The sequence below is a fragment of the Mesorhizobium sp. CO1-1-11 genome (assembly GCF_020164995.1).
GTDB lineage: Bacteria > Pseudomonadota > Alphaproteobacteria > Rhizobiales > Rhizobiaceae > Mesorhizobium > Mesorhizobium australicum.
The window spans coordinates 47114-67601 of record NZ_JAIUHE010000006.1 but is presented as its reverse complement, the minus strand read 5'-3'; the positions used below and the strand labels follow the sequence as shown (position 1 = coordinate 67601).

At 63.5% G+C, this 20488-nt stretch carries 23 protein-coding genes; 10 read left to right on the top strand and 13 right to left on the bottom strand.

Annotation, left to right across the window (positions count from 1 at the left end; all coding sequences use genetic code 11):
- Nucleotides 1-107: 107 nt before the first annotated feature.
- The 3 genes from LB554_RS08415 to LB554_RS08405 form a co-directional block, all read right to left on the bottom strand.
- Nucleotides 108-683, bottom strand: coding sequence for a YceI family protein (locus tag LB554_RS08415; RefSeq protein WP_015314386.1), 576 nt, complete (start codon nucleotides 681-683; stop codon nucleotides 108-110).
- A 69-nt stretch (nucleotides 684-752) separates the two neighbouring features.
- Nucleotides 753-1325 carry a cytochrome b gene (locus LB554_RS08410; RefSeq protein WP_015314385.1) on the bottom strand — a complete coding sequence of 191 codons (573 nt, stop codon included), beginning with the start codon at nucleotides 1323-1325 and terminating at the stop codon, nucleotides 753-755.
- A 59-nt stretch (nucleotides 1326-1384) separates the two neighbouring features.
- On the bottom strand, nucleotides 1385-2275 hold the full coding sequence (locus tag LB554_RS08405) for a LysR family transcriptional regulator (protein WP_015314384.1): 891 nt from the start codon (nucleotides 2273-2275) through the stop codon (nucleotides 1385-1387).
- Between the two features lie 96 nt (nucleotides 2276-2371).
- On the opposite strand from LB554_RS08405, the gene LB554_RS08400 reads away from it, so the two are divergent.
- Nucleotides 2372-3367, top strand: a complete 996-nt coding sequence (locus LB554_RS08400) for an aldo/keto reductase (protein ID WP_224584101.1) — start codon at nucleotides 2372-2374, stop codon at nucleotides 3365-3367.
- A gap of 110 nt (nucleotides 3368-3477) precedes the next feature.
- On the opposite strand, the gene LB554_RS08395 is transcribed toward LB554_RS08400, so the two are convergent.
- The 7 genes from LB554_RS08395 to infC form a co-directional block, all read right to left on the bottom strand.
- On the bottom strand, nucleotides 3478-4080 hold the full coding sequence (locus LB554_RS08395) for a nucleotidyltransferase family protein (RefSeq protein ID WP_224584100.1): 603 nt from the start codon (nucleotides 4078-4080) through the stop codon (nucleotides 3478-3480).
- A 38-nt stretch (nucleotides 4081-4118) separates the two neighbouring features.
- A complete protein-coding gene (gene pheT / locus LB554_RS08390) occupies nucleotides 4119-6527 on the bottom strand; it encodes a phenylalanine--tRNA ligase subunit beta (RefSeq protein ID WP_224584099.1) in 2409 nt (802 codons plus the stop codon).
- Between the two features lie 43 nt (nucleotides 6528-6570).
- Nucleotides 6571-7623, bottom strand: coding sequence for a phenylalanine--tRNA ligase subunit alpha (pheS, locus tag LB554_RS08385; protein WP_224584098.1), 1053 nt, complete (start codon nucleotides 7621-7623; stop codon nucleotides 6571-6573).
- A 301-nt stretch (nucleotides 7624-7924) separates the two neighbouring features.
- A complete protein-coding gene (gene rplT, locus LB554_RS08380) occupies nucleotides 7925-8326 on the bottom strand; it encodes a 50S ribosomal protein L20 (RefSeq protein WP_006201247.1) in 402 nt (133 codons plus the stop codon).
- Between the two features lie 88 nt (nucleotides 8327-8414).
- On the bottom strand, nucleotides 8415-8618 hold the full coding sequence (rpmI, locus tag LB554_RS08375) for a 50S ribosomal protein L35 (RefSeq protein ID WP_006201248.1): 204 nt from the start codon (nucleotides 8616-8618) through the stop codon (nucleotides 8415-8417).
- 185 nt (nucleotides 8619-8803) lie between these two features.
- Nucleotides 8804-9451: a methyltransferase family protein gene (locus LB554_RS08370; protein ID WP_140660118.1), complete on the bottom strand. Its 648-nt coding sequence runs from the start codon at nucleotides 9449-9451 to the stop codon at nucleotides 8804-8806.
- Nucleotides 9452-9614: 163 nt separating this feature from the next.
- Entirely contained in the window at nucleotides 9615-10151 is a 537-nt protein-coding gene (gene infC, locus LB554_RS08365) for a translation initiation factor IF-3 (RefSeq protein ID WP_023772325.1), read from the bottom strand.
- A 222-nt stretch (nucleotides 10152-10373) separates the two neighbouring features.
- On the opposite strand from infC, the gene LB554_RS08360 reads away from it, so the two are divergent.
- The 4 genes from LB554_RS08360 to LB554_RS08345 all read left to right on the top strand — a co-directional run bounded on the left by LB554_RS08360 (nucleotide 10374) and on the right by LB554_RS08345 (nucleotide 13762).
- Nucleotides 10374-11159, top strand: coding sequence for an alpha/beta hydrolase (locus LB554_RS08360; protein ID WP_224584097.1), 786 nt, complete (start codon nucleotides 10374-10376; stop codon nucleotides 11157-11159).
- 2 nt (nucleotides 11160-11161) lie between these two features.
- Nucleotides 11162-12304 carry a benzoate/H(+) symporter BenE family transporter gene (locus LB554_RS08355; RefSeq protein WP_224584227.1) on the top strand — a complete coding sequence of 381 codons (1143 nt, stop codon included), beginning with the start codon at nucleotides 11162-11164 and terminating at the stop codon, nucleotides 12302-12304.
- A 117-nt stretch (nucleotides 12305-12421) separates the two neighbouring features.
- Nucleotides 12422-12904, top strand: coding sequence for a DUF2852 domain-containing protein (locus tag LB554_RS08350; protein WP_127873324.1), 483 nt, complete (start codon nucleotides 12422-12424; stop codon nucleotides 12902-12904).
- 99 nt (nucleotides 12905-13003) lie between these two features.
- Nucleotides 13004-13762, top strand: coding sequence for a M48 family metallopeptidase (locus LB554_RS08345; protein ID WP_015314374.1), 759 nt, complete (start codon nucleotides 13004-13006; stop codon nucleotides 13760-13762).
- Nucleotides 13763-13768: 6 nt separating this feature from the next.
- On the opposite strand, the gene LB554_RS08340 is transcribed toward LB554_RS08345, so the two are convergent.
- A complete protein-coding gene (locus tag LB554_RS08340) occupies nucleotides 13769-13987 on the bottom strand; it encodes a hypothetical protein (protein WP_041163587.1) in 219 nt (72 codons plus the stop codon).
- A gap of 113 nt (nucleotides 13988-14100) precedes the next feature.
- Between LB554_RS08340 and LB554_RS08335 the strand changes: the two genes are divergently transcribed.
- From LB554_RS08335 to LB554_RS08315, 5 genes are all read left to right on the top strand, one after another.
- Complete coding sequence (locus LB554_RS08335) at nucleotides 14101-14760, top strand: phosphoribosylanthranilate isomerase (protein WP_140824179.1); 660 nt, start codon at nucleotides 14101-14103, stop codon at nucleotides 14758-14760.
- Nucleotides 14761-14851: 91 nt separating this feature from the next.
- Nucleotides 14852-16102: a tryptophan synthase subunit beta gene (trpB, locus tag LB554_RS08330; protein WP_224584096.1), complete on the top strand. Its 1251-nt coding sequence runs from the start codon at nucleotides 14852-14854 to the stop codon at nucleotides 16100-16102.
- A 61-nt stretch (nucleotides 16103-16163) separates the two neighbouring features.
- Nucleotides 16164-17003 (top strand): tryptophan synthase subunit alpha, encoded by an 840-nt coding sequence (gene trpA, locus LB554_RS08325; protein ID WP_224584095.1) that lies wholly within the window; start codon nucleotides 16164-16166, stop codon nucleotides 17001-17003.
- 48 nt (nucleotides 17004-17051) lie between these two features.
- Complete coding sequence (gene accD, locus LB554_RS08320; RefSeq protein ID WP_015314369.1) at nucleotides 17052-17978, top strand: acetyl-CoA carboxylase, carboxyltransferase subunit beta; 927 nt, start codon at nucleotides 17052-17054, stop codon at nucleotides 17976-17978.
- A gap of 164 nt (nucleotides 17979-18142) precedes the next feature.
- Nucleotides 18143-19468 carry a bifunctional folylpolyglutamate synthase/dihydrofolate synthase gene (locus tag LB554_RS08315; protein ID WP_224584092.1) on the top strand — a complete coding sequence of 442 codons (1326 nt, stop codon included), beginning with the start codon at nucleotides 18143-18145 and terminating at the stop codon, nucleotides 19466-19468.
- A 229-nt stretch (nucleotides 19469-19697) separates the two neighbouring features.
- On the opposite strand, the gene LB554_RS08310 is transcribed toward LB554_RS08315, so the two are convergent.
- A complete protein-coding gene (locus LB554_RS08310; protein ID WP_015314367.1) occupies nucleotides 19698-19979 on the bottom strand; it encodes a cupin domain-containing protein in 282 nt (93 codons plus the stop codon).
- Between the two features lie 132 nt (nucleotides 19980-20111).
- The gene (gene trxA, locus LB554_RS08305) at nucleotides 20112-20435 is read right to left on the bottom strand and encodes a thioredoxin (protein WP_015314366.1); all 324 of its coding nucleotides are present in this window, start codon (nucleotides 20433-20435) and stop codon (nucleotides 20112-20114) included.
- Nucleotides 20436-20488 lie beyond the last annotated feature (53 nt).

Sequence of the window (20488 nt, the reverse complement as noted above, 5' to 3'; positions counted from 1 at the left end):
ATTACAGGCAAGGAGGTTTGCCTGAAATCGCTGGAAAAGCCAATGCAGGTCGCTAGGTTCCTCGCCCCACGAAAGCGGGCAAGGAACCCAGGCACCTCAGCCGCGCGCTAGCCCCTTTTCCCGGTCAGCGTCATGTCGAAATCGACGACGTTGGAATAGAGCGGCGTGCCGACATCCATGCCGTAGCGCGAGCGCAGCACCTTGCCGGTGACATGGAATTTGATCGTCCCGCCCTTCAACCCGTCGAGCTCGGCGGTGAATTTTTCCGGAAACGTCTTGCCGCGCGCCGTCAGCCTGCCGGTGACAAGGGCCGACGTGTCGCCGGTGCGGGTCACGCTGGTCGAGCGGAACTGGATTTCGGGACTGTTGGCCGCGTCGAACACCGCGTCGGAGCGCAGGAACGCATCGATGCGGCCTTGGCCGGTGCCCACGCTTTCGGGATAGATGGTCAGGTCTACCTTCGAACGGCCGACATCATTGTTGTCGATGCGGATCATGCCCTTGAAACGGGCAAAGGCGCCGTCGAACCCTCCGCCGCCGGCCTTGCCGATGGTGAAGCGGATCGCGGAGCCAGTTTGGCTGATCGTATAGCTGCCGGCGGCATCGCCGAGCACGACCGCCGCATAAACAGGCATGGCTAGGCAGGCGGCGGCAGCCGCCAATCCGAGGATTCGCGCACGCATTGGGTTGTTCCTTGTTAGGAGGAAGCGCTCTCTGGCGTCCTCACCCCACAAACGAGACCAAGGCGCGTTCTATTCCCCGGCTGACGAAGGCGTGATCATACGCGTGAGCACCCCGTCGCGAAGCAGGAAATGATGGCGCAGGGCCGCCGCGACATGCAGGGCGACAAGCGCCGCGCCGGCATAGGCGAGATACCAGTGTGCCGACGTCCAAAAGCTTTCGGCGGCATCGGATTCGGCGAGCGGCAGGTTCGGCATGACGAACAGGTTGAACGGCATGCTGGGAATCTCCAGCGTCGAGACCGACACCAGTGCCCAGCCTGACAGGGGCAGGGCGACCTGGAAGGCATAGAGCGCCAGATGCGCCAGCGGCGCCGAGCGGCGCTCCAGGGCGCCGACAGAAGGCGGCAAGGGCGGTGCCGCATTGCCGAGCCGCCAGGCTATACGCAGGATGATGAGCCCCAGCAGCAGGAAGCCCAGGGATTTGTGCAGCTGGATCAATTCGAAGGCCGTGCGTTGGCTCGGGGTCCTGACCATGACGAAGCCGAGCATGAACTGGCCGATGAAGATAATCCCGATCAGCCAGTGGAGGACGATGGTTGCCCATCCATAGCGGGTCGCGGTGTTGGTGATTGAAGCCTGCATGCGAGGCGAACGTTGGCGCGGCCAGCTTTCTTCCCCTTGCCGACGAGGAGGAGAGTTGCCTACCCACCCACCTTGAAGAAATCGACGAAAGCCCTCAGCGCCGGCCGCATCTGGCGGCGGCTCGGGTAATAGACGAAGAATCCCTGGAAGGGTGGGCACCAGTCCTCCAGCACGCGGATCAGCCGTCCGTCGGCGAGCGGCGCGCGGACATAGTCCTCGAAAACGAAGGCGAGCCCGGCGCCGTCGACCGCGGCCTGGGCGATCAGATGGTCCTCGTCGAGGATCAGCGGCCCTTGCACCGCCATCTCGACCTCCTCGCCGTCCTTTTCGAATTCCCAGCGGTAGAGGATGCCGCTGGAGAAGCGGAAGCGGATGCAGCGATGCTCGGCGAGGTCGCGCGGGTGGCGCGGCCGGGGCATGGCCTCGAAATAGGATGGTGCGCCCACCACCGCGCCACGAATGTCCGGCCCGATGCGCACCGCGATCATGTCGCGCTGCAGGCTCTCGCCGAGCCTGACACCAGCATCGAAACCGCCTGCCACCACGTCGGTGAAGCGATCCTCGATGATGATCTCCAGCACGATGTCGGGATAGGCCGATGCAAAGGCGCTGAGCCGTGGCGTCAGCACCAGATGCGCTGACGTGCGCGGCACGCTGAGCCGCAAGTTCCCGGCGGGCCGGTCGCGCGCCTCGACGGCCGTCTCCAGCGCCAGGTCGATCTCGGAAAGCGCCGGCCGCAATCGCTCCAGCAATTGTGCGCCTTCCTCGGTCGGAGCGACACTGCGTGTGCTGCGCGCCAAAAGGCGCACGCCAAGCCGTGCCTCCAGGCTGGAGACCGCGTGGCTCACCGCGGAGGGAGCTATCGCCAGTTCCCTGGCCGCGCCGCGAAAACTGCCGCATTGGGCAACGGTTGCCAGCACCGCGAGCTGTGAGAGATGTGCCCGATTCATTGATCTATTTCATGGAACGACCCGTACGAAGAAGAGCCGATTATCGAACGTGCTGCAAGGCGTTATTTCCTAGGCATCACAACAAGGAGATGCGTGATGAAAACCCGCAAGCTAGGAACTGAACTCGAAGTCTATCCGGTCGGCCTCGGTTGCATGGGCATGAGCTTTGCCTATGGCGGCCAGCCGGAAGCCGAGGCGATCGCCACCTTGCACCGCGCCGTCGAGATAGGTGTCAACTTCTTCGACACGGCCGAGGTCTACGGCCCCTACGAGAACGAGATCCTGCTGGGCAAAGCGCTGAAATCGGTTCGCGATAAGGTGACGATCGCGACCAAATTCGGCTTCAAGATCCTGGAGGAAGGCACCGGCATGGATCGCATGGCCGGTGTCGACAGCCGTCCCGAGCACGTCAAGGCCGTCGCCGAGGCGTCGCTGAAGCGGCTCGGCACCGATGTCATCGACCTCTACTACCAGCACCGCGTCGACCCGGACGTGCCGATCGAGGATACGGTCGGCGCCATGGCCGAGCTGGTGCGCGAGGGCAAGGTGCGGGCGCTTGGCCTGTCGGAGGCAAGTGCCGCCACCATCCGCCGGGCACACGCAGTGCACCCGATATCAGCAGTGCAGAGCGAATACTCGCTGTGGAGCCGCGACCCGGAAGACGAGACATTCGCCGTCTGCCGCGAGTTGGGCATTGGCTTCGTGCCCTACAGCCCGCTCGGCCGCGGCCTGCTCACCGGCACCATCGCGAGGCCGGAGACCCTGAGCGACGACGATTGGCGCCGCACCTTGCCGCGCTTCCAGGCCGACGCCATGGAAGCCAATGCCAAGGTGATCGCCACGCTGGAAAGGATAGCGATGGAGAAGGGCGTCACCTCGGCGCAGCTGGCGCTGGCCTGGGTGCTGCACCAGGGCGACTTCATCGTGCCGATCCCGGGTGCGCGAAAAATCCGCCATTTGGAGCAGAATACGGCGGCGGCTGACATCGTGCTCAGCGCGGCAGAGGTCGCGGCGATCGGCGATGCGCTGTCGCCCGACAAGGTTATGGGCAAGCGCTATACGGAGGAGTTGCTGGCGCTGGTGAATGGGTGAAGGTGGAAAAGGGCGCGCCCTTTTATGCAGCGAATTAAAGGGCGTTGGCGCGAGGCACCCCCCTCTGTGACAGAGGGGGGTGCCTCGCGCCAACCTGAAACTCTGTTAGCTCACCACGGCACCACCGTAATCTCCGGCCAATACGCCCGCGCTCGCGCGCCCTTCTCCTCATGCGTCTTCCGGTTATCCATCAGCCGGCTGGGCGTAATTCGAAACGAAAAAAGGTCGTCGAGCCCGAACGGCGCCACGAGGTCCAGCTGCCCGTCCCCGTCGAACCGCACCCCCACCGCATGCGTCTTCGAGGCAAAATAGCTGACGGATTGGCTGGCACTCGCATAGCGCGGGCACGGCTGCCTGAACTTTTCCGGATACCACAGGTGCACGCGCGCCTGGTTGCGCACTTCCACCGGCAGCGGCAGTCCTTCGAAATGCCTGGCCGCCCGTTGGATCACCGAGTCTTCGGCCTCGTAGGACAGGTCGGAACCGTCGAAATAAAACAGGTCGACATCCCTGATGCCGTAGCCCGATGGCTTGCCGGTCAGGTGGTTCCAGACGCTATTGTAAAGCGCGCCGGAAACCACCAGCCAATCCGGCAGCGCAAGCGCGCGCACCCTCGCCAGCGTTTCGGCAAGCAGCGGGTCAGCCGCGACGATGTCGAGAAAAGCCGTACGCTGTTTCTCGAGGGAGAGCCCAGAATAACGCAGATGGTCCATCGCCCTTTGGAGAGCGATTCGCTATCCGCTCGCAAGTCTCAGCCGCGCAGCACGCCGCCCGTCTGCTTGCCGACATTCTCGACGATGCGCTTGGCCAGCGCCTCGAAATCCTCGTCGGTCAACGTCTTCTCGACCGGCTGGATCGAGACTTCGATGGCGATCGACTTCTTGCCTTCGCCCAGCGACGCACCTTCGAACACGTCGAAGACCGAGACAGCCGTGATCAGCTTCTTGTCGGCGGCAAGCGCGGCACGTACCAGCGTGCCGGCCTCGACTCCCTTGTCGACGACGAAGGCGAAGTCGCGCTTCACCGCCTGGAAAGCGGACAGGTCCAGCCTGGGCTTGGTCTTGGTCGGCTTGGCCTTCGGCTCGGGCACGGCGTCGACGAACACCTCGAAGCCGCAGAGCGGCCCCGAGACATCGAGCCCTTCCAGCGTCTTCGGATGGAACTCGCCGAACGTGCCGAGCACGGTCTTCGGGCCAAGCTTGATCGTTCCGGAGCGGCCGGGATGGTACCAGGCGGGTCCGCCGGCCTCGATCTGCAGCCGGTCGACCGGCGCGCCACAGGCTTCGAGCGCGGCGATCGCGTCGGCCTTGGCATCGAAAACGCCGACCGGGCCCGAATTGCCGGCCCAGTTGCGGCCGGAGCCGTCGAGCTTTGCCGTGCCGCGACGCACGCCGGCGGCGACGCGCCGCTGCTGGTCGGCGCCGTCGCCCTCATAGGTGCCCGAGACCTCGAACAGCGCCACGTCGCCGATGCCCTTGTCGGCGTTGCGCTGCGCGGCCGAAATCAGCCCCGGCAGCAGCGAGGGCCGCATGTCGGACATGTCGGCGGCGATTGGGTTGGCAAGCTTCAGCGCCGTCTGGCCGCCGCCGAACAGTTCGGCGTGTTTGGCCGGGATGAACGACCAGGTAACGGCCTCCATCATGCCGCGCACGGCAAGCGAACGCTTGGCGGCACGGGTGCGGATCTGCAGCGTGGTCAGGATCTTGCCGTTGACCACGTCATGCGCGCCGAGCGGCTGCGGCGCGATGTTGTCGACGCCATGGATGCGCATGACCTCCTCGACCAGATCGGCCTTGCCGTCGACATCGGGCCGCCAGGACGGCACGGTCACGTCGACGACGTCGCCCGATCCCTGCGCGTGGAAGCCGAGACGCGACAGGATGTCGAGGCTCTCCGCCTTTGGCACCTCGATACCGGTCAGCCGTTTCACTTCCGACAGCGGAAGCGACACGATCTTCGGCTGATGCCCGGCATAGCCGGCCACCTCGGTCTCGGTCGGCGTGCCGCCGCAGAAGTCGATCACCAGCTTGGTCGCCAGTTCGATGCCCGGTACCATGAATTCAGGGTCGACACCGCGCTCGAAGCGATAGCGTGCGTCTGTGATGATGCCGAGCGTGCGGCCGGTGCGGGCCGTGGTGATCGGGTCCCAAAGAGCGGATTCGATCAGCACGTCCGTCGTGTTCTCGTCACAGCCGGAGTGTTCGCCACCCATGATGCCGGCAATGGACTCGACGCCATTGTCGTCCGCGATGACACACATCTCCGGCGTCAGCGTGTATTCGCGCCCGTCGAGCGCCTGCACCTTTTCGCCATTCTTGGCGCGGCGCACCACGAGGTTGCCGGCGACCTTGGCGGCATCGAAGACATGCAGCGGCCGTCCGCGGTCGAAGGTGACGTAATTGGTGATATCGACCAGCGCGCTGATCGGCCTCAGCCCAATGGCGATCAGCCGCTGCTGCAGCCATTTCGGCGAGGGGCCGTTCTTGACATCCTTGACCAGCCTGAGGGCGAAGCCGGGGCAAAGCTCCGGCGCTTCGATCGTCACCTTCACCGGGCACATGCCGTTGCCGACATGCGGCATGATCGCCCCGCCGATGAGGCGGCCAAGCCCGCTCGCCGCCAGATCCCGGGCGATGCCGTAGACGCTGGTGGCGTCGGGCCGGTTCGGCGTCAGATTGATCTCGATGACCGGATCGTCGAGATGCGCATAGGACGCAAAGCTGGTGCCGACCGGCGCATCCTCGGGCAGGTCGATGATGCCATTATGCTCGTCGGACAGTTCCAGCTCGCGCTCGGAACACATCATGCCATGGCTTTCGACGCCACGGATCTTGCCGACAGTCAGCGTCACGTCGATGCCGGGCACATAGGTGCCGGGCGCGGCGAAGGCGCCGATCAGGCCGGCGCGGGCGTTCGGCGCGCCGCAGACGACCTGCACCGGCGGCTTGCCGTCGCCGGTATCGACGGTCAGCACCCGCAGCCGGTCGGCGTCGGGATGCTGCACCGCCGTCAGCACCTTGGCGATGACGAAGGGTTTCAGCTCCGCCTTATCGTCGACATGCTCGACCTCGAGGCCGATCGAGGTCAGCCGCTCGACGATTTCGGCCAGCGTGGCGTCGGTTTCAAGGTGATCCTTGAGCCAGGAGAGGGTGAATTTCATTGGGCTGTTCCGTGGTAGCTGGCAGCAGGAGTCTTCAGGGCCGTCACGCGCTCAGGCCTCCGAACAGCGTCGGCATGTCCAGCGGCCGGAAGCCGTAATGCGACAGCCAGCGCACATCGGCGTCGAAGAAGGCGCGCAGGTCGGGCATGCCGTATTTCAGCATGGCGATGCGGTCGATGCCCATGCCCCAGGCAAAGCCCTGGTACTCGTCGGGATCGAGCCCGCCGGCCCTGAGCACATTGGGGTGCACCATGCCGCAGCCCAGGATCTCCATCCAGTCGGAGCCTTCGCCGAAGCGCACTTCGCCGGGCCTGGAGCGGTCGCACTGTATATCGACCTCGAGGCTTGGCTCGGTGAACGGGAAGAAGGAGGGGCGAAAGCGCATCTTGACCTGCGGCACCTCGAAGAAGGCCTTGCAGAACTCTTCCAGCACCCACTTCATGTTGGCGACGTTGGCCGATCTGTCGATCACCAGCCCTTCGACCTGATGGAACATCGGCGAGTGGGTGGCGTCGGAATCCTGGCGATAGGTCTTGCCCGGAATGACGATGCGGATCGGCGGCTTCTGCTTCTCCATGGTGCGGATCTGCACCGGCGAGGTATGAGTGCGCAAAAGCTTGCGCTCGCCCTTCTCGTCCGGCTGGAAGAAGAAGGTGTCGTGCATCTCGCGTGCCGGGTGGCCCTCCGGAAAATTCAGCGCGGTGAAATTATAGTAGTCGGTCTCGATATCGGGTCCTTCGGCGATGGCGAAGCCGAGATCGCCGAAGATCGCGGCGATTTCGTCGATGACCTGGCTGATCGGATGGATGCGGCCGCGCTCGGCCGGCGACTGCCGCACCGGCAGCGTCACGTCGACCTTCTCAGCCGCCAGACGGGCGGCGATCGCCACATCCCTGAGTTCAGCCTTGCGGGCCGTCAGCGCCTCGGTGACACGATTTTTCAGGCCATTGATCGCCGGGCCCTTCACCTGCCGGTCCTCGGCGCTCATCGCGCCGAGCGTCTTCAGCATTTCCGAGATTGAGCCCTTCTTGCCAAGCGCCGAGACGCGCACCGCCTCGATCGACGTCTCGTCGGCGGCCGAGGCGATGTCAGCCATCAGGGTATTTTCGAGTGCATCAAGGCCAATGGTTGCGTCGTTCACGATCAAACTCGCTGCGTTGGAAGTCGGCTTAAGTGAAAGTCACTTTAAAAGTGAAATTTTCAGGCAGAGACAAAAGAACCCGCGCCAGCCGTGCCAGCGCGGGTTCCCCAAATCAGAATTTCGAATGCTTGGGAAGCGCTGGGCTCGGAGCCCGATCCCGAAAAGTTGCAGACTTTTCGGAAAAGATCGCGCTCCCCGCTAATTTCCCTGGAGCATGATGTTGTCCAAAAAATCAGAAACTTTTTGGCATCATGCTCTAGGCGACAGCGCTTTCAAAAGCATTCGGAGTGGTGTTCTTGAGGTACTCAAGAGCAACCTTGGCCTTGGCCACCAGGGCGGCGAAAGCCTGCGGCTCGTGGATGGCCATGTCGGACAGGATCTTGCGATCGATCTCGATGCCGGCCTTGTTCAAACCGTCGATGAAGCGGCCATAGGTCAGGCCATGCTCGTGCGTCGCGGCGTTGATGCGCTGGATCCACAGCGCGCGGAACGAGCGCTTGCGGTTCTTGCGGTCGCGGTAAGCGTACTGCAGCGACTTTTCCACCGCCTGCTTGGCGATGCGGATGGTGTTCTTGCGGCGGCCGTAGAAGCCTTTCGCGGCTTTCAGAACCTTCTTGTGCTTGGCGTGCGAGGTGACGCCTCTCTTTACGCGTGCCATGTCATGATCTCCTTAAAAGCAATTCCAGGTGCCTGGCGGCGTTCCGTTCGAAATTGCGTAAAACTGATGCGTGTCCGGACCGAATGCCTTAGAGGCCGTTCGGCAGAAAATTCTTGATGACCTTCTTGCCATCCGGTTCAGCCAGAACCATCGTGCCGCGGGCATTTCGAATGAACTTGTTGGAACGCTTGATCATGCCGTGACGCTTGCCGGCCGCAGCCGACAGGACTTTACCCGTACCTGTGATCTTGAACCGCTTCTTGGCGGCCGATTTGGTCTTCATCTTGGGCATTTTGCTACTCCGTATTGTTGGCGCACGATCGCGCTTCTTGTTCGCTCCGGGCCGACCAAAGCCCGAAAAGCAAATGAAACCGCCACGGCATGCCCTGCCGGGCGGTTTTCTTGGAACGGCGGTGCTATAGATCAAAGATGGCGCGGGCGCAACACCCTCAGCACCGTGCGACGCACTGTCCCCGGTCAGGGCAGCCTAAACCAGACCGGCAGCATGCCCGACAACTGCGCGCCGTCGATCAGTTCGAAAGCCGGCAGCGCGATCAGGAACACCAGCCCGTCGAGCAGTGTGGTCAAAAGCAGGCTCGGCCTGAAGCTGCCGGTGTCGCCTTCCTGGTAGAGCGAAAGCTTGGGGAAGAAGCGCGGCACGCGTGCCAGATAGTCGGCATAGGGTGCACCGAGCGCCTCCTTGAGGAACTTCTCCTCGCGCAGGATGACGATATGGAAGGCACCGGCGCACAGAACCGCGAAAAGAATGATGCCGGAGAACGAGCCGATCTGCGCGCCGACGCCGGCGGCGGCCACGGTCGAGAACACGTAGAGCGGGTTGCGGGTGATCGAGTAGGGGCCGCCGGTCACCACCTCGGAGGATTTGCGCCCGCCTATATAGAGCGTCGCCCAGAGGCGCCCGACGATGCCGAGGAAAATCAAGAGCACGCCGAACATCTCGATCGTTTCGTGCACCGGCGTGTCCGGCGGGAAAGTCGACTGGCCGAACAGCAGCGCCAGAAACAGCACCACCACGAGCACGGCAAGCACCAGCCGGCGCATCTGCTGGTAGTTGCCCAGCCCGTGTTTGACGTCCTTGACGTCCGAAACCTTGTCGTTGGCCATGCGGGAATCCGATCGTCGAAGAGCTTTGCCGGCGATCGCAGCTTTGAGCTAAGAAATAAGGCGTCCCGCCGATCGCCGGGACGCCCTGTAGCACAATTCAGGCGGATTTAGAGCGCGATGTCCGGGCCTGACGTCATCGTGATCCAAGTGGGTTCCGCAAACCTTAGCGCGGCGCCAGCACCATCATCATCTGGCGACCTTCGAGCTTCGGCTCGGCTTCCACCTTGGCGATGGTCGCCACCTCCTCGCGCACCTTGTTCAGAAGCTGCATGCCGAGTTCCATATGCGCCATCTCGCGGCCGCGGAAGCGCAGCGTCAACTTGACCTTGTCGCCTTCCTCGAAGAAGCGGCGCACCGCCTTCATCTTGGTCTCGTAGTCATGGCTGTCGATGTTCGGGCGCATCTTGATCTCCTTGATCTCGATGACCTTCTGGTTCTTGCGCGCCTCGGCCGCCTTCTTCTGGTTGGCGTATTTCAACTTGCCGAGATCGAGGATTTTTACGACGGGGGGGACCGCGTTGGGCGATATTTCGACGAGATCGAGCCCGGCCTCTTCGGCGAGCAGCAATGCGTCGTTGATGGAAATATCGCCACGATTCTGGCCGTCGGCGTCGATAAGCTGGACCCGGGGAACCCGGATGTCACGATTGGAGCGCGGCCCATCCTTGGTCGGCGCCGCTGCTTTGAAAGGTCTGCGAATGGTCGTGGTCTCCTTGGCCGTTTCGTTCGGGATTTGTCGGTCTTGATACGTGGACGCGCCAATGTGGTGAGCGCGCGGGCGGAGTCAATAGCACAGCATTGACAGAAAATCACCCTGATCGCTGGCCTGTACCAAACAAAGAAACAGCGCGAGTACTTTTCGCCACGCCTCCGGCTGTGCCACAAGGACCGCGTGCCAAAAGACGGGCCTGAGGAAAAAACCATGATCGCCACGCCCCCATCCTCTCTGGCTCCAACTTTTCTGGATGTCGACGGATCTGATATCGCGGTGCGCCATTCAGCCGGCTCGACGCCCGGCATCGTCTGGCTCGGCGGCTACAAGTCGGACATGCTGGGCACGAAGGCCGAGACGCTGTCGGACTGGGCGGCAACGGAAGGCCGGGCCTTCCTGCGGCACGACTATTCCGGTCATGGCGAATCCGGTGGCGCCTTCGCCGACGGCACGATCTCGAAATGGCTTGCGCAAAGCCTGGCCGTCTTCCGGCATTTCGCCAAAGGCGATCAGATCCTGGTCGGCTCGTCGATGGGCGCCTGGATCGCGCTGCGCATGGTGCAGGAATTGCGCAAGGCGGGCGACGCAAACGTCGTCGGCCTGGTGCTGCTGGCCCCGGCGCCGGATTTTACCAGCGACCTGATCGAGCCGGTGCTGACCAAGCCACAGAAGCGCGATCTCGCCGAAAAGGGCTTCTTCGCGGAACCCTCGGATTATTCCCCCGAGCCTCACGTCTACACCCGCGCCCTGATCGAGGATGGGCGCGATAACCGGGTGATGACCGGGCCGATCGACACGCATTGCCCGGTTCACATCCTGCAGGGACTGGCCGACGCCGACGTGCCGTCGAGCCATGCCTTGAGGCTGGTCAGTCTGCTGCCGGCCGACGATGTCACGCTGTCGCTGATCCCTGACGGCGACCACCGCCTGTCGCGGCCGCAGGATCTCGACATGCTGGTGCGGGCTGTCGGCGATATGGCCAGGCGAGGCCAGTGACGATGCGCCTGTCCATCCCGATCTCCGCCTTCGTCGCGGCCATCGTCGGTTTCGGCGGCACGCTGGCCATCGTCATTGCCGCCGCCAAGGCGGTCGGCGCGACGCAGGTCGAGACGGCAAGCGGTGTGACGGCGATCTGCCTGGCCATGACCGTCGAGTGCCTGTGGCTGTCATGGCGCACGAAAATGCCTGTCATCACCGCCTGGTCGACGCCGGGCCTTGCACTGGTCGCCGCCTCGAGCGGCTTCTCGATGGGCGAGGCCGTCGGCGCCTATATCGTCACGGGCGTGCTGCTGGTCGCGACCGGCCTGTTTGGGCCGCTGACCCGGCTGATATCGAGAATACCGGCTTCGGTCGCCTCCGGCATGCTGGCCGGCATCGTCGTCACCTTCGCCATCAATGCCATGAAGGCCATTCCGGCGGACCCTTGGCTCATCCTGCCGCTGATCGCGGCATTCTTCGTCATCCGGCTATTCAATCCGGCGCTGTCGGTGCTGGCGGTGCTGGTTGGCGGTGGCCTTGCCGCCTTCCTTACGGGCCGTGTCGGCGGCCTGCCCGCGCCCGAACTGTCGACACTGACGTTTATCGCTCCCCATTTCACCGCCAAGGCGATCATCGGCCTGGCGCTGCCGCTCTACCTCGTCACCATGGCTTCGCAGAACCTGTCGGGGCTGGCGGTACTGCGGGCGGCCGGCTACCACCCTGAACCTGGCCCGCTGATCGGCGTCACCGGCCTGTTTTCGCTCCTGTCGGCACCATTCGGTGCCGGAACCACCAATCTGGCCGCGATCTCGGCGGCCATCTGCACCGGCCCTGACGTCCATCCCGATCCCGCCGAGCGCTGGAAGACCGGGCCGTTCTACGCGCTTGCCTATCTCGTCTTCGCAATTTTCGGCGCTTCGCTGGTGGCGATCTTCGCCGTCCTGCCGCAGAGCCTGATCGTGCTGGTGGCGGGACTTGCGCTGATGGGGTCGCTCGCCAACGCGCTGGCGATCGCGCTGAAGGACGAGGGCGAGCGCATGGCCGCAACCGTCACCTTCGTCGTCACCGCCTCCGGGCTGACGCTGTTCGGTGTCGGCGCCGCATTCTGGGGCCTGATCGCCGGGTTGGTCGTGCTTTTCCTCGATATGCTCAAAAAGCGATAATCATTTCAGGCCCTTGTTCGGTTTTGGCGGACATTGTCTTGAATCGCCGTTTTCGCCTTCCCATTTCGATTCCACGCAGCCGGTTCTGGCTGTCTCCAACCGAAGGAATGGGAGAAAATGAACACATCTGCATTGATCCGCCCGGCCTGGACGCCGGCGACCATCGCGTTGATGGTGATCGGTTTCATGGTGTTCTGGCCGCTCGGCTTCGCCATGCTCGCCTACATCATCTGGGGCGACCGGCTCGAGGGCTTCAAGCGTGACGTCAACCGCGCGACCGACGGCATCTTCGCCGGCTGCCGCCGTGGCTCCGACAAGGCCGCGCGCTGGGGCAACGGCTCCGCCCGCACCGGCAACGTCGCTTTCGACGACTGGCGCGAAAAGGAGCTTGAGCGTCTGAACGAAGAGCGCCGCAAGCTCGACGAGATGCTGACGCAGTTCGACGAGTATGCCCGCGAATTGCGCCGCGCCAAGGATCAGGACGAGTTCGACCGGTTCATGGCCAACCGCAACAAGTCGACCGCGCCGGCCAAGACCGATCCGAGCACCGGAACGACCCCCACCAAGCGTGGCAAAGGCTCGAACCTGCTCGACGACTGAAGCCCGGCGACAGGGCCAAGGTATGATGACGGCGTCGCGCGAGCGGCGCCGTTTCTTTTTTGTTCTATTCGTTCTCCTCGAATCGCGTATCGTCCCGCCATGACCATCGGGTTCTTCCGCAATCTGACGAAGCCCAAACCCACGCCTGTGGTGGAGCGGGAATATTGCGTCGCCGGCCGCACGCTGCCGCTCAAGATCGTCGAGAGCGCCAGGGCAAAGCGTCTGACGCTGCGCATTGATTCCGGCGGACAGGGCCTGCGCATAACCGTGCCGCCGGGCCTGCGCCGCGGCGAAGTGGACAGGTTCCTCGACCGCCACCAGGACTGGCTGGAACAGCGGCTGGCCAAGGTGCCGACGCGGCCGCAGGTGCGTCCGGGCATAAAGATTCCGGTGCGCGGCGTGGCCCACCGTATCGTGCATGAGCCGTCAAAGCGCGGCACTGTCACCATATCGCGCGACGACCGTGGCCCGCTGCTGATCGTGCATGGCGACCGCATCCATCTGCCGCGCCGCATCGCCGATTTTTTGAAGCGCGAGGCCAAGAAGGAAATCGAAAAGCTGGTCGTCAAGCATACGGAGGCGCTTGGCAAACGCGCCAAGGCGATCCGCTACAAGGACACCTCCAGCCGCTGGGGCTCCTGCACTTCGGAAGGCAATCTGTCCTTTTCCTGGCGCATCATGATGGCGCCGCAGCCTGTCATAAACTACCTTGTCGCGCATGAGGTGGCGCATCTCAAGGAGATGAACCACGGGCCGAAATTCTGGAAATTGTGCGAAAAGCTCTGCCCCGACACTGATCGCTGCAAGGATTGGCTGAAGCGCAATGGCGGCGCCCTGCAGGCGATTGTGTTCGAGTAGGGCGCCTCAATCATCATTCGCCGCATTGAGCTCATCCGGCCGCAACCCTTCGTCGCCATGGTGCGGCCAGGGTAGAAAGTTCCGGTCGAAAGCTTCGCCGCCGAAATAATCCAGCGCTCGATGCGCCTCGGCGCCATTGAAGGCGGCCCTGTCCATGAGGTGCGCTATGACCTCGCGCGCCTGCGCGATCTTCTGCTTCAGTTCGGCAACGGTCTGGTCGGCCATGGCTGTGCTCCCGCCTTGCATGCTGTCCAATCCATAGGTAGCGCCTTTGGCCTTGCCGGCAAACAGCATGCTTTTTCTCGACTCTTGGCGCTTTTCGTGCCAATTCCCGCGCCATGGCGCTCGACATCAAGATCTGCGGCTTGAAGACCGACCAGGCAATGGCCGCGGCCCTGGCCGGCGGCGCCAGCCATGTCGGGTTCATTTTCTTTCCAAAAAGCCCGCGTTATGTTGAGCCGGCCGAAGCCGGCCGTCTGCGCGAAGCGGCTCGTGGCAAGGCCTTGGCGATTGCCGTCACCGTCGATGCCAGAGACGCCTTCCTCGACGAAATCGTCGAAAAGCTGCAGCCCGACATGCTGCAACTGCACGGCTCCGAAACCCCCGAGCGAGTGGCTGAACTGAAAGCCCGCCATGGGCTGCCGGTGATGAAGGCGTTGCCGCTCAGCGAGGCCGCCGATCTCGAACGGATAAAGCCGTTTGTCGGCATCGCCGACCGGTTCCTGTTCGACGCCAAGCCGCCAAAGGGCTCGGAGCTGCCGGGCGGCAATGGCGTCGCCTTCGACTGGCGCATTCTCGCCGGCCTTGACGCCGGGATCGATTACATGCTTTCCGGTGGGCTCAACGCCGCCAACATCGGCGATGCCCTTAGGCTTGCCAATCCGCCCGCGATCGACATTTCGTCAGGCGTGGAAAGCGCCCCGGGCGTCAAGGATCCGGCGCTGATCGAACAGTTTTTCCGGGCCGTCAGGGCCGCGCGGGACGACCGCGCTGCCTGAACAAAATTTCGAACCCTGAGCATGTCCCGGAAAAGTGGGAATCGGTTTTCCGACAGGACATGCTCAAAAGTACAGATCTAGGAGATCGGCGATGAACAAACCGGCGACACCCAATTCCTTCCGCACCGGACCCGACGAACAGGGCATGTTCGGCATTTTCGGCGGTCGTTTCGTTGCCGAAACGCTGATGCCGCTGATCCTCGACCTGGAGAAAAACTGGAACGAGGTCAAGAACGATCCGGAGTTCAGGGCCGAACTGACCGGTCTTTCGACCCACTATGCCGGACGGCCGTCGAAGCTCTACTTCGCCGAGGGCCTAACCAGGCATCTTCGTGAGGTTTCCTCGGCGAAGGGCCTCGGGGGCGGCGCGAAAGTCTATTTCAAGCGCGAGGATTTGAACCATACCGGTTCGCACAAGATCAACAACTGCCTCGGCCAGATCCTGTTGGCCAAGCGCATGGGCAAGAAGCGCATCATCGCCGAGACCGGTGCTGGCCAGCATGGCGTGGCGTCCGCGACCGTCGCGGCCCGCTTCGGTTTTCCCTGCGTCGTCTATATGGGCGCGACCGATGTTGCCCGGCAGAGCCCCAACGTCTTCCGCATGAAGCTGCTCGGCGCCGAAGTGCGGCCCGTCACCGCCGGTCACGGCACGCTGAAGGACGCCATGAACGAAGCTCTTCGCGATTGGGTGACCAATGTCGAGGACACCTATTATTTGATCGGCACCGCGGCTGGCCCGCACCCCTATCCGGAACTGGTGCGCGACTTCCAGTCGGTGATCGGCACGGAGGCGCGCGCGCAGATCCTCGAACAGGAGGGGCGGCTGCCCGACACCATCATCGCCGCCGTCGGCGGCGGGTCCAATGCCATCGGCATGTTCCATCCCTTCCTCGATGACAAGGAAGTTCATATCATCGGCATCGAAGCCGGCGGGCGCGGCCTCGACGGCATCGAGCATTGCGCCTCGATGAATGCCGGCTCCCCCGGTGTGCTGCACGGCAACCGCACCTATCTCCTGCAGAATGCCGACGGCCAGATCATGGACGGCCATTCGATTTCGGCCGGCCTCGATTATCCCGGCGTCGGCCCGGAGCATTCCTGGCTGCGCGACTCCGGCCGTGTCGACTATGTGCCGATCCTTGACGACGAGGCGCTCGAGGCCTTCAAGCTGACGACCCGCGTCGAAGGCATCATCCCGGCGCTGGAATCCGCGCACGCCATCGCCCATGCGGTCAAGATCGTGCCCGCCATGGACAAGGACCAGATCGTCATCGTCAACCTGTCCGGCCGTGGCGACAAGGACGTCCACACGGTGGCCTCGATGCTAGGCATGGAGATCTAGGCCCTTTGGACCGTTCGACCTGGGAGTTGATTATGAGCAAAATTCGTCCAAAGGGCCTGACATGACAACCCGCATCGACCGCCGCATGGCGAAGCTGAAGGCCGAAGGCCGCCCGGCCCTCGTCACCTATTTCATGGGTGGCGACCCCGACTATGCAACCTCGCTGTCGATCATGAAGGCGCTGCCCGGCGCCGGCTCCGACATCATCGAGCTCGGCATGCCGTTTTCCGACCCGATGGCCGACGGCCCGGCCATCCAGACGGCGGGCCTCAGGGCGCTCAAGGGCGGCCAAACGCTGGTCAAGACGCTGAAGATGGCGTCGGACTTCCGCGCCGGCGACGATGAAACGCCTATCGTGCTGATGGGCTACTACAACCCGATCTACATCTATGGCGTCGACCGCTTCCTGAAGGACGCGATCGCCAGCGGCATCGACGGGCTGATCGTCGTCGACCTGCCGCCGGAGATGGATGAGGAACTCTGCATCCCGGCGCTGAAGGCCGGCATCAATTTCATCCGGCTGGCGACGCCGACCACCGACGACAAGCGCCTGCCCAAGGTGCTGCAGAACACATCCGGCTTCGTCTACTACGTGTCGATGACCGGCATCACCGGCTCGGCGCTTGCCGACACCGGCAAGGTCGCCACAGCGGTCCAGCGCATCAAGGGTCACACCAACCTGCCGGTCTGCGTCGGGTTCGGCGTCAAGACCGCCGAACAGGCGCGCGTGATCGGGGCCAACGCCGACGGCGTGGTCGTCGGCACGGCGATCGTCAACGCGGTCGCGAACGTGCTGGGGCCGAACGGTGAAAAGACCGCCGATCCGGCGGAGGCAGTCGCCACGCTGGTCAGCGGCCTTGCGCAAGGCGTGCGTTCGGCCCGCCTTGCTGCCGCCGAATAGTTTCCCTACGTCTTTACCCAACTCTTCGTCAGGACAGGAGCCGAAGCGATGAACTGGATCACCAATTACGTTCGCCCGAAGATCAATTCGATGCTCGGCCGGCGCACCGACATGCCCGAGAATCTCTGGATCAAGGATCCCGAGACTGGCGAGATGGTGTTCCACAAGGACCTGGAATCCAACCAGTTCGTCATCCCGTCTTCCGGCCATCACATGAAGATCTCGGCCAAGGAGCGGCTGAAATTCTTCTTCGATGACGGCAAGTACGAGACCCTGGACAATCCCAAGGTCATGCAGGATCCGCTGAAGTTCCGCGACGAGAAACGCTATGTCGACCGGCTGAAGGACGCCAAGGCCAAGACCGGCCTGGAAGACGCCATCATCAATGCGCTGGGGACCGTCGAGGGCTTGCCGGTGGTGGTGACGGTGCAGGATTTCGCTTTCATGGGCGGTTCGCTGGGCATGGCTGCGGGTGATGCCATCGTGCATGGCTTCGAGGTTGCCTTGCAGCGCAAGCGGCCGTTGATCCTATTCGCCGCCTCCGGTGGCGCGCGCATGCAGGAAGGTATTTTGTCCCTCATGCAATTGCCGCGCACCACGGTTGGTGTCGATAGGCTGAAGGAAGCCGGCCTGCCCTACATCGTCGTGCTTACCAACCCGACCACCGGCGGCGTCACCGCCTCCTATGCCATGCTGGGCGACGTGCACATCGCCGAGCCCGGCGCGCTGATCGGTTTTGCCGGGCCGCGTGTCATCGAACAGACCATCCGCGAGAAGTTGCCGGACGGCTTCCAGCGCTCCGAATATCTGATGGAGCATGGCATGGTCGACATGGTGGTGTCGCGGCTGGAGCTGCGCGAGACCATCGCCCGCCTGTTGAAGATGCTGCTCAAGATGCCGGAAGAGCAAAAGCCTCTGGAACCGGAAATCCTGCCGCCGGCCGTGGTTGCCGCCGAAGTCCGGCCGCAAGCTTGACGCTACACCGACCTAACGCGAGACTGGCCTGACGTGAGACTGGCCCGACGCGACATTGGCCGCCGCGAACAGCGATTGCGCGGCATCCGTTGCACGCTGTAGCCTTTTGATAGCCGTGGTCTTTGCGGGAGCGTTCTGGCTCCAGGCCATGCACGGGATTTGCCATGACGACGCTTGCCGCGGACCGCGAAATCGAAGCCCTGATGGCGCTTCACCCGAAGGGCTTCGACCTTTCGCTCGACCGCATCACGCGGCTGTTGGAACGGTTGGGCAATCCGCAGGACCTGCTGCCGCCGGTCATCCACATCGCTGGCACCAACGGCAAGGGTTCCTGCGCCGCCTTCTCGCGGGCGCTGCTGGAAGCCTCCGGCCGGCTCGTCCATGTCCACACCTCGCCACATCTGGTCAGCTGGCACGAGCGCTACAGGCTGGCCGCCGAAGGCGGGGGCAGGCTGGTCGACGACGACATCTTCGCGGAGGCCATTGCCCGCGTTGCCAAGGCCAATGCAGGCCAGAAGATCACCGTCTTCGAAATTCTCACCGCCGTCACCTTCATCCTGTTTTCGGAACATCCGGCTGATGTCGCGATCATCGAGGTCGGTCTTGGCGGCCGTTTCGACGCCACCAATGTCATCGCGCGGCCGGCCGTGTCGGTGATCATGCCGGTGTCGATGGACCATGAGGCCTATCTCGGCGATCGCGTCGAACTGATCGCCGCCGAAAAGGCCGGGATCATGAAGCGTGGCTGCCCGGTGGTCATCGGCGCGCAGGAAAGCGAGACGGCGCTGCAGGTGCTGATCGACGCCGCCGAGCGGTTGGAATGCCCGACCCTCGTCTACGGGCAGGATTTTCTCGCCTTCGAGGAAAACGGCCGCATGGTCTATCAGGACGATGATGGGTTGATGGATCTGCCGCCGCCGCGCCTGCCCGGTCGCCACCAGTTCGCCAATGCGGCCGCCGCGATCGCCGCGGTCAAGGCGGCCGGCTTCGAGATCAGCCACCGCGCCGCCGAGAAGGCAATGACCAACGTCGCCTGGCCGGGCCGCATGCAGAAGCTGGCGCAGGGCCGGCTGGCGGGACTGGCGCCGAAGGGCGCCGACATCTGGCTCGACGGCGGCCATAATCCCGGCGCTGGCGTCGTCGTCGCCGAAGCGCTGGCCGAGCAGGAAGAAAAGAACCCGCGTCCGCTCTTCCTCATTTCGGGCATGATCAACACCAAGGACCAGGCCGGCTATTTCCGCGCCTTCAAGGGCCTCGTCCGGCATGTCTACACCGTGCCCGTGAGCATGAGCGATGCCGGTGTGCCGAATGACGAACTGGCGATCCGTGCCACGGAAGCCGGGCTGACGGCCGAGCCGGTAAGCTCCGTCGCCAGCGCCCTGATGCTGCTGCGCGACACCTGGGACGGCCCAACGCCGCGCATCCTGATCGGCGGGTCGCTCTACCTGGCCGGCGCGGTTCTCGCCGAGAACGGAACGCCCCCAACCTGAGGCCGTCCATCGCCTCGTCATCCCCCGGCGTAGCGAGGAGCGAAGCGAAGCAGCGCAGACCCCAGGAACCGCGACTTCAAAGCGCCGCAGCGGTGCGGAATTTCCTTCCGCTGTATTCGTCGATGGCCGTCACAGCATGGATACCTGGGCCTTCGCGACGGAGCTTCGCTCCTGCTTCGCCCTGGTATGACGAAGTTAGGGAGGTCTCGCTCAGCGTCAGAGGTGCCGCTTACTTCAGCTCAATCTCGATAAAAGCGTACTCGCCCTCATTGGCGCTGACGACGTCGTGTTCCACTCCCTCCTTGCGGAAATACGGCGCGCCTTTCTTCATCTCGGCGAAGGTTTCGCCGTCCTTGGTCACCAGCTTCAGCTTGCCGTCCATCAGTGGCACCACGACATAGTCGTGGCCGTGGCGATGCCAGCCGGTGTTGTCGCCCGGCTGGAAGCGGTACTCGGTGACGATGACGCGTTCGTTGTCGATGAAGACGGTGGCCTTGGCGGATCCGGTCATTTCTCTCTCCCTGCTTCTGCTGCCAACAGAGGACATGGAGTGGCCCGATGTGAGGGCCAGAGCGGCGCACCGATGACGCCAACAAAAAGCCCGGCGCGATGGCCGGGCTCAATGCTTCGAATTCAGATGGCATCAGGCGAGATTGCCGTTGACCCAGTGCGACAGTGCGGTCTTGGGCGCGGCGCCAACCTTGATGTCGGCCACTTCGCCGCCCTTGAAGATCATCAGCGTCGGGATCGAGCGCACGCCAAACTGGGCGGCAAGCTCGGGATTCTCGTCGATATTCAGCTTGGCGATCTTGACCTTGGCGCCGAGCTCGGTGGCGATGTCCTCAAGCGCCGGTGCGATCATCTTGCAAGGGCCACACCATTCCGCCCAGAAATCAACCACAACCGGCACCTGGGCATTAAGCACGTCAGCCTGGAAATTGTTCTTGTCGACCTTGACGGTGGTCATGCTGAAATCCTTTCGAAATTTTTCGTCCCACCAAATGTGGTGGTTGTCGCGCC

Coding starts and splice junctions, on each gene's coding strand:
- LB554_RS08400 (WP_224584101.1), top strand. CDS start 2,372: ATGAAAACCCGCAAGCTAGGAACTGAACTCGAAGTCTATCCGGTCGGC.
- LB554_RS08405 (WP_015314384.1), bottom strand. CDS start 2,275: ATGAATCGGGCACATCTCTCACAGCTCGCGGTGCTGGCAACCGTTGCC.
- LB554_RS08350 (WP_127873324.1), top strand. CDS start 12,422: ATGAACACATCTGCATTGATCCGCCCGGCCTGGACGCCGGCGACCATC.
- LB554_RS08410 (WP_015314385.1), bottom strand. CDS start 1,325: ATGCAGGCTTCAATCACCAACACCGCGACCCGCTATGGATGGGCAACC.
- LB554_RS08345 (WP_015314374.1), top strand. CDS start 13,004: ATGACCATCGGGTTCTTCCGCAATCTGACGAAGCCCAAACCCACGCCT.
- LB554_RS08370 (WP_140660118.1), bottom strand. CDS start 9,451: ATGGCCAACGACAAGGTTTCGGACGTCAAGGACGTCAAACACGGGCTG.
- LB554_RS08315 (WP_224584092.1), top strand. CDS start 18,143: ATGACGACGCTTGCCGCGGACCGCGAAATCGAAGCCCTGATGGCGCTT.
- trpB (WP_224584096.1), top strand. CDS start 14,852: ATGAACAAACCGGCGACACCCAATTCCTTCCGCACCGGACCCGACGAA.
- rpmI (WP_006201248.1), bottom strand. CDS start 8,618: ATGCCCAAGATGAAGACCAAATCGGCCGCCAAGAAGCGGTTCAAGATC.
- LB554_RS08360 (WP_224584097.1), top strand. CDS start 10,374: ATGATCGCCACGCCCCCATCCTCTCTGGCTCCAACTTTTCTGGATGTC.
- LB554_RS08340 (WP_041163587.1), bottom strand. CDS start 13,987: ATGGCCGACCAGACCGTTGCCGAACTGAAGCAGAAGATCGCGCAGGCG.
- pheS (WP_224584098.1), bottom strand. CDS start 7,623: ATGGCTGACATCGCCTCGGCCGCCGACGAGACGTCGATCGAGGCGGTG.
- LB554_RS08355 (WP_224584227.1), top strand. CDS start 11,162: ATGCGCCTGTCCATCCCGATCTCCGCCTTCGTCGCGGCCATCGTCGGT.
- LB554_RS08395 (WP_224584100.1), bottom strand. CDS start 4,080: ATGGACCATCTGCGTTATTCTGGGCTCTCCCTCGAGAAACAGCGTACG.
- rplT (WP_006201247.1), bottom strand. CDS start 8,326: ATGGCACGCGTAAAGAGAGGCGTCACCTCGCACGCCAAGCACAAGAAG.
- pheT (WP_224584099.1), bottom strand. CDS start 6,527: ATGAAATTCACCCTCTCCTGGCTCAAGGATCACCTTGAAACCGACGCC.
- accD (WP_015314369.1), top strand. CDS start 17,052: ATGAACTGGATCACCAATTACGTTCGCCCGAAGATCAATTCGATGCTC.
- LB554_RS08335 (WP_140824179.1), top strand. CDS start 14,101: ATGGCGCTCGACATCAAGATCTGCGGCTTGAAGACCGACCAGGCAATG.
- trxA (WP_015314366.1), bottom strand. CDS start 20,435: ATGACCACCGTCAAGGTCGACAAGAACAATTTCCAGGCTGACGTGCTT.
- LB554_RS08415 (WP_015314386.1), bottom strand. CDS start 683: ATGCGTGCGCGAATCCTCGGATTGGCGGCTGCCGCCGCCTGCCTAGCC.
- trpA (WP_224584095.1), top strand. CDS start 16,164: ATGACAACCCGCATCGACCGCCGCATGGCGAAGCTGAAGGCCGAAGGC.
- LB554_RS08310 (WP_015314367.1), bottom strand. CDS start 19,979: ATGACCGGATCCGCCAAGGCCACCGTCTTCATCGACAACGAACGCGTC.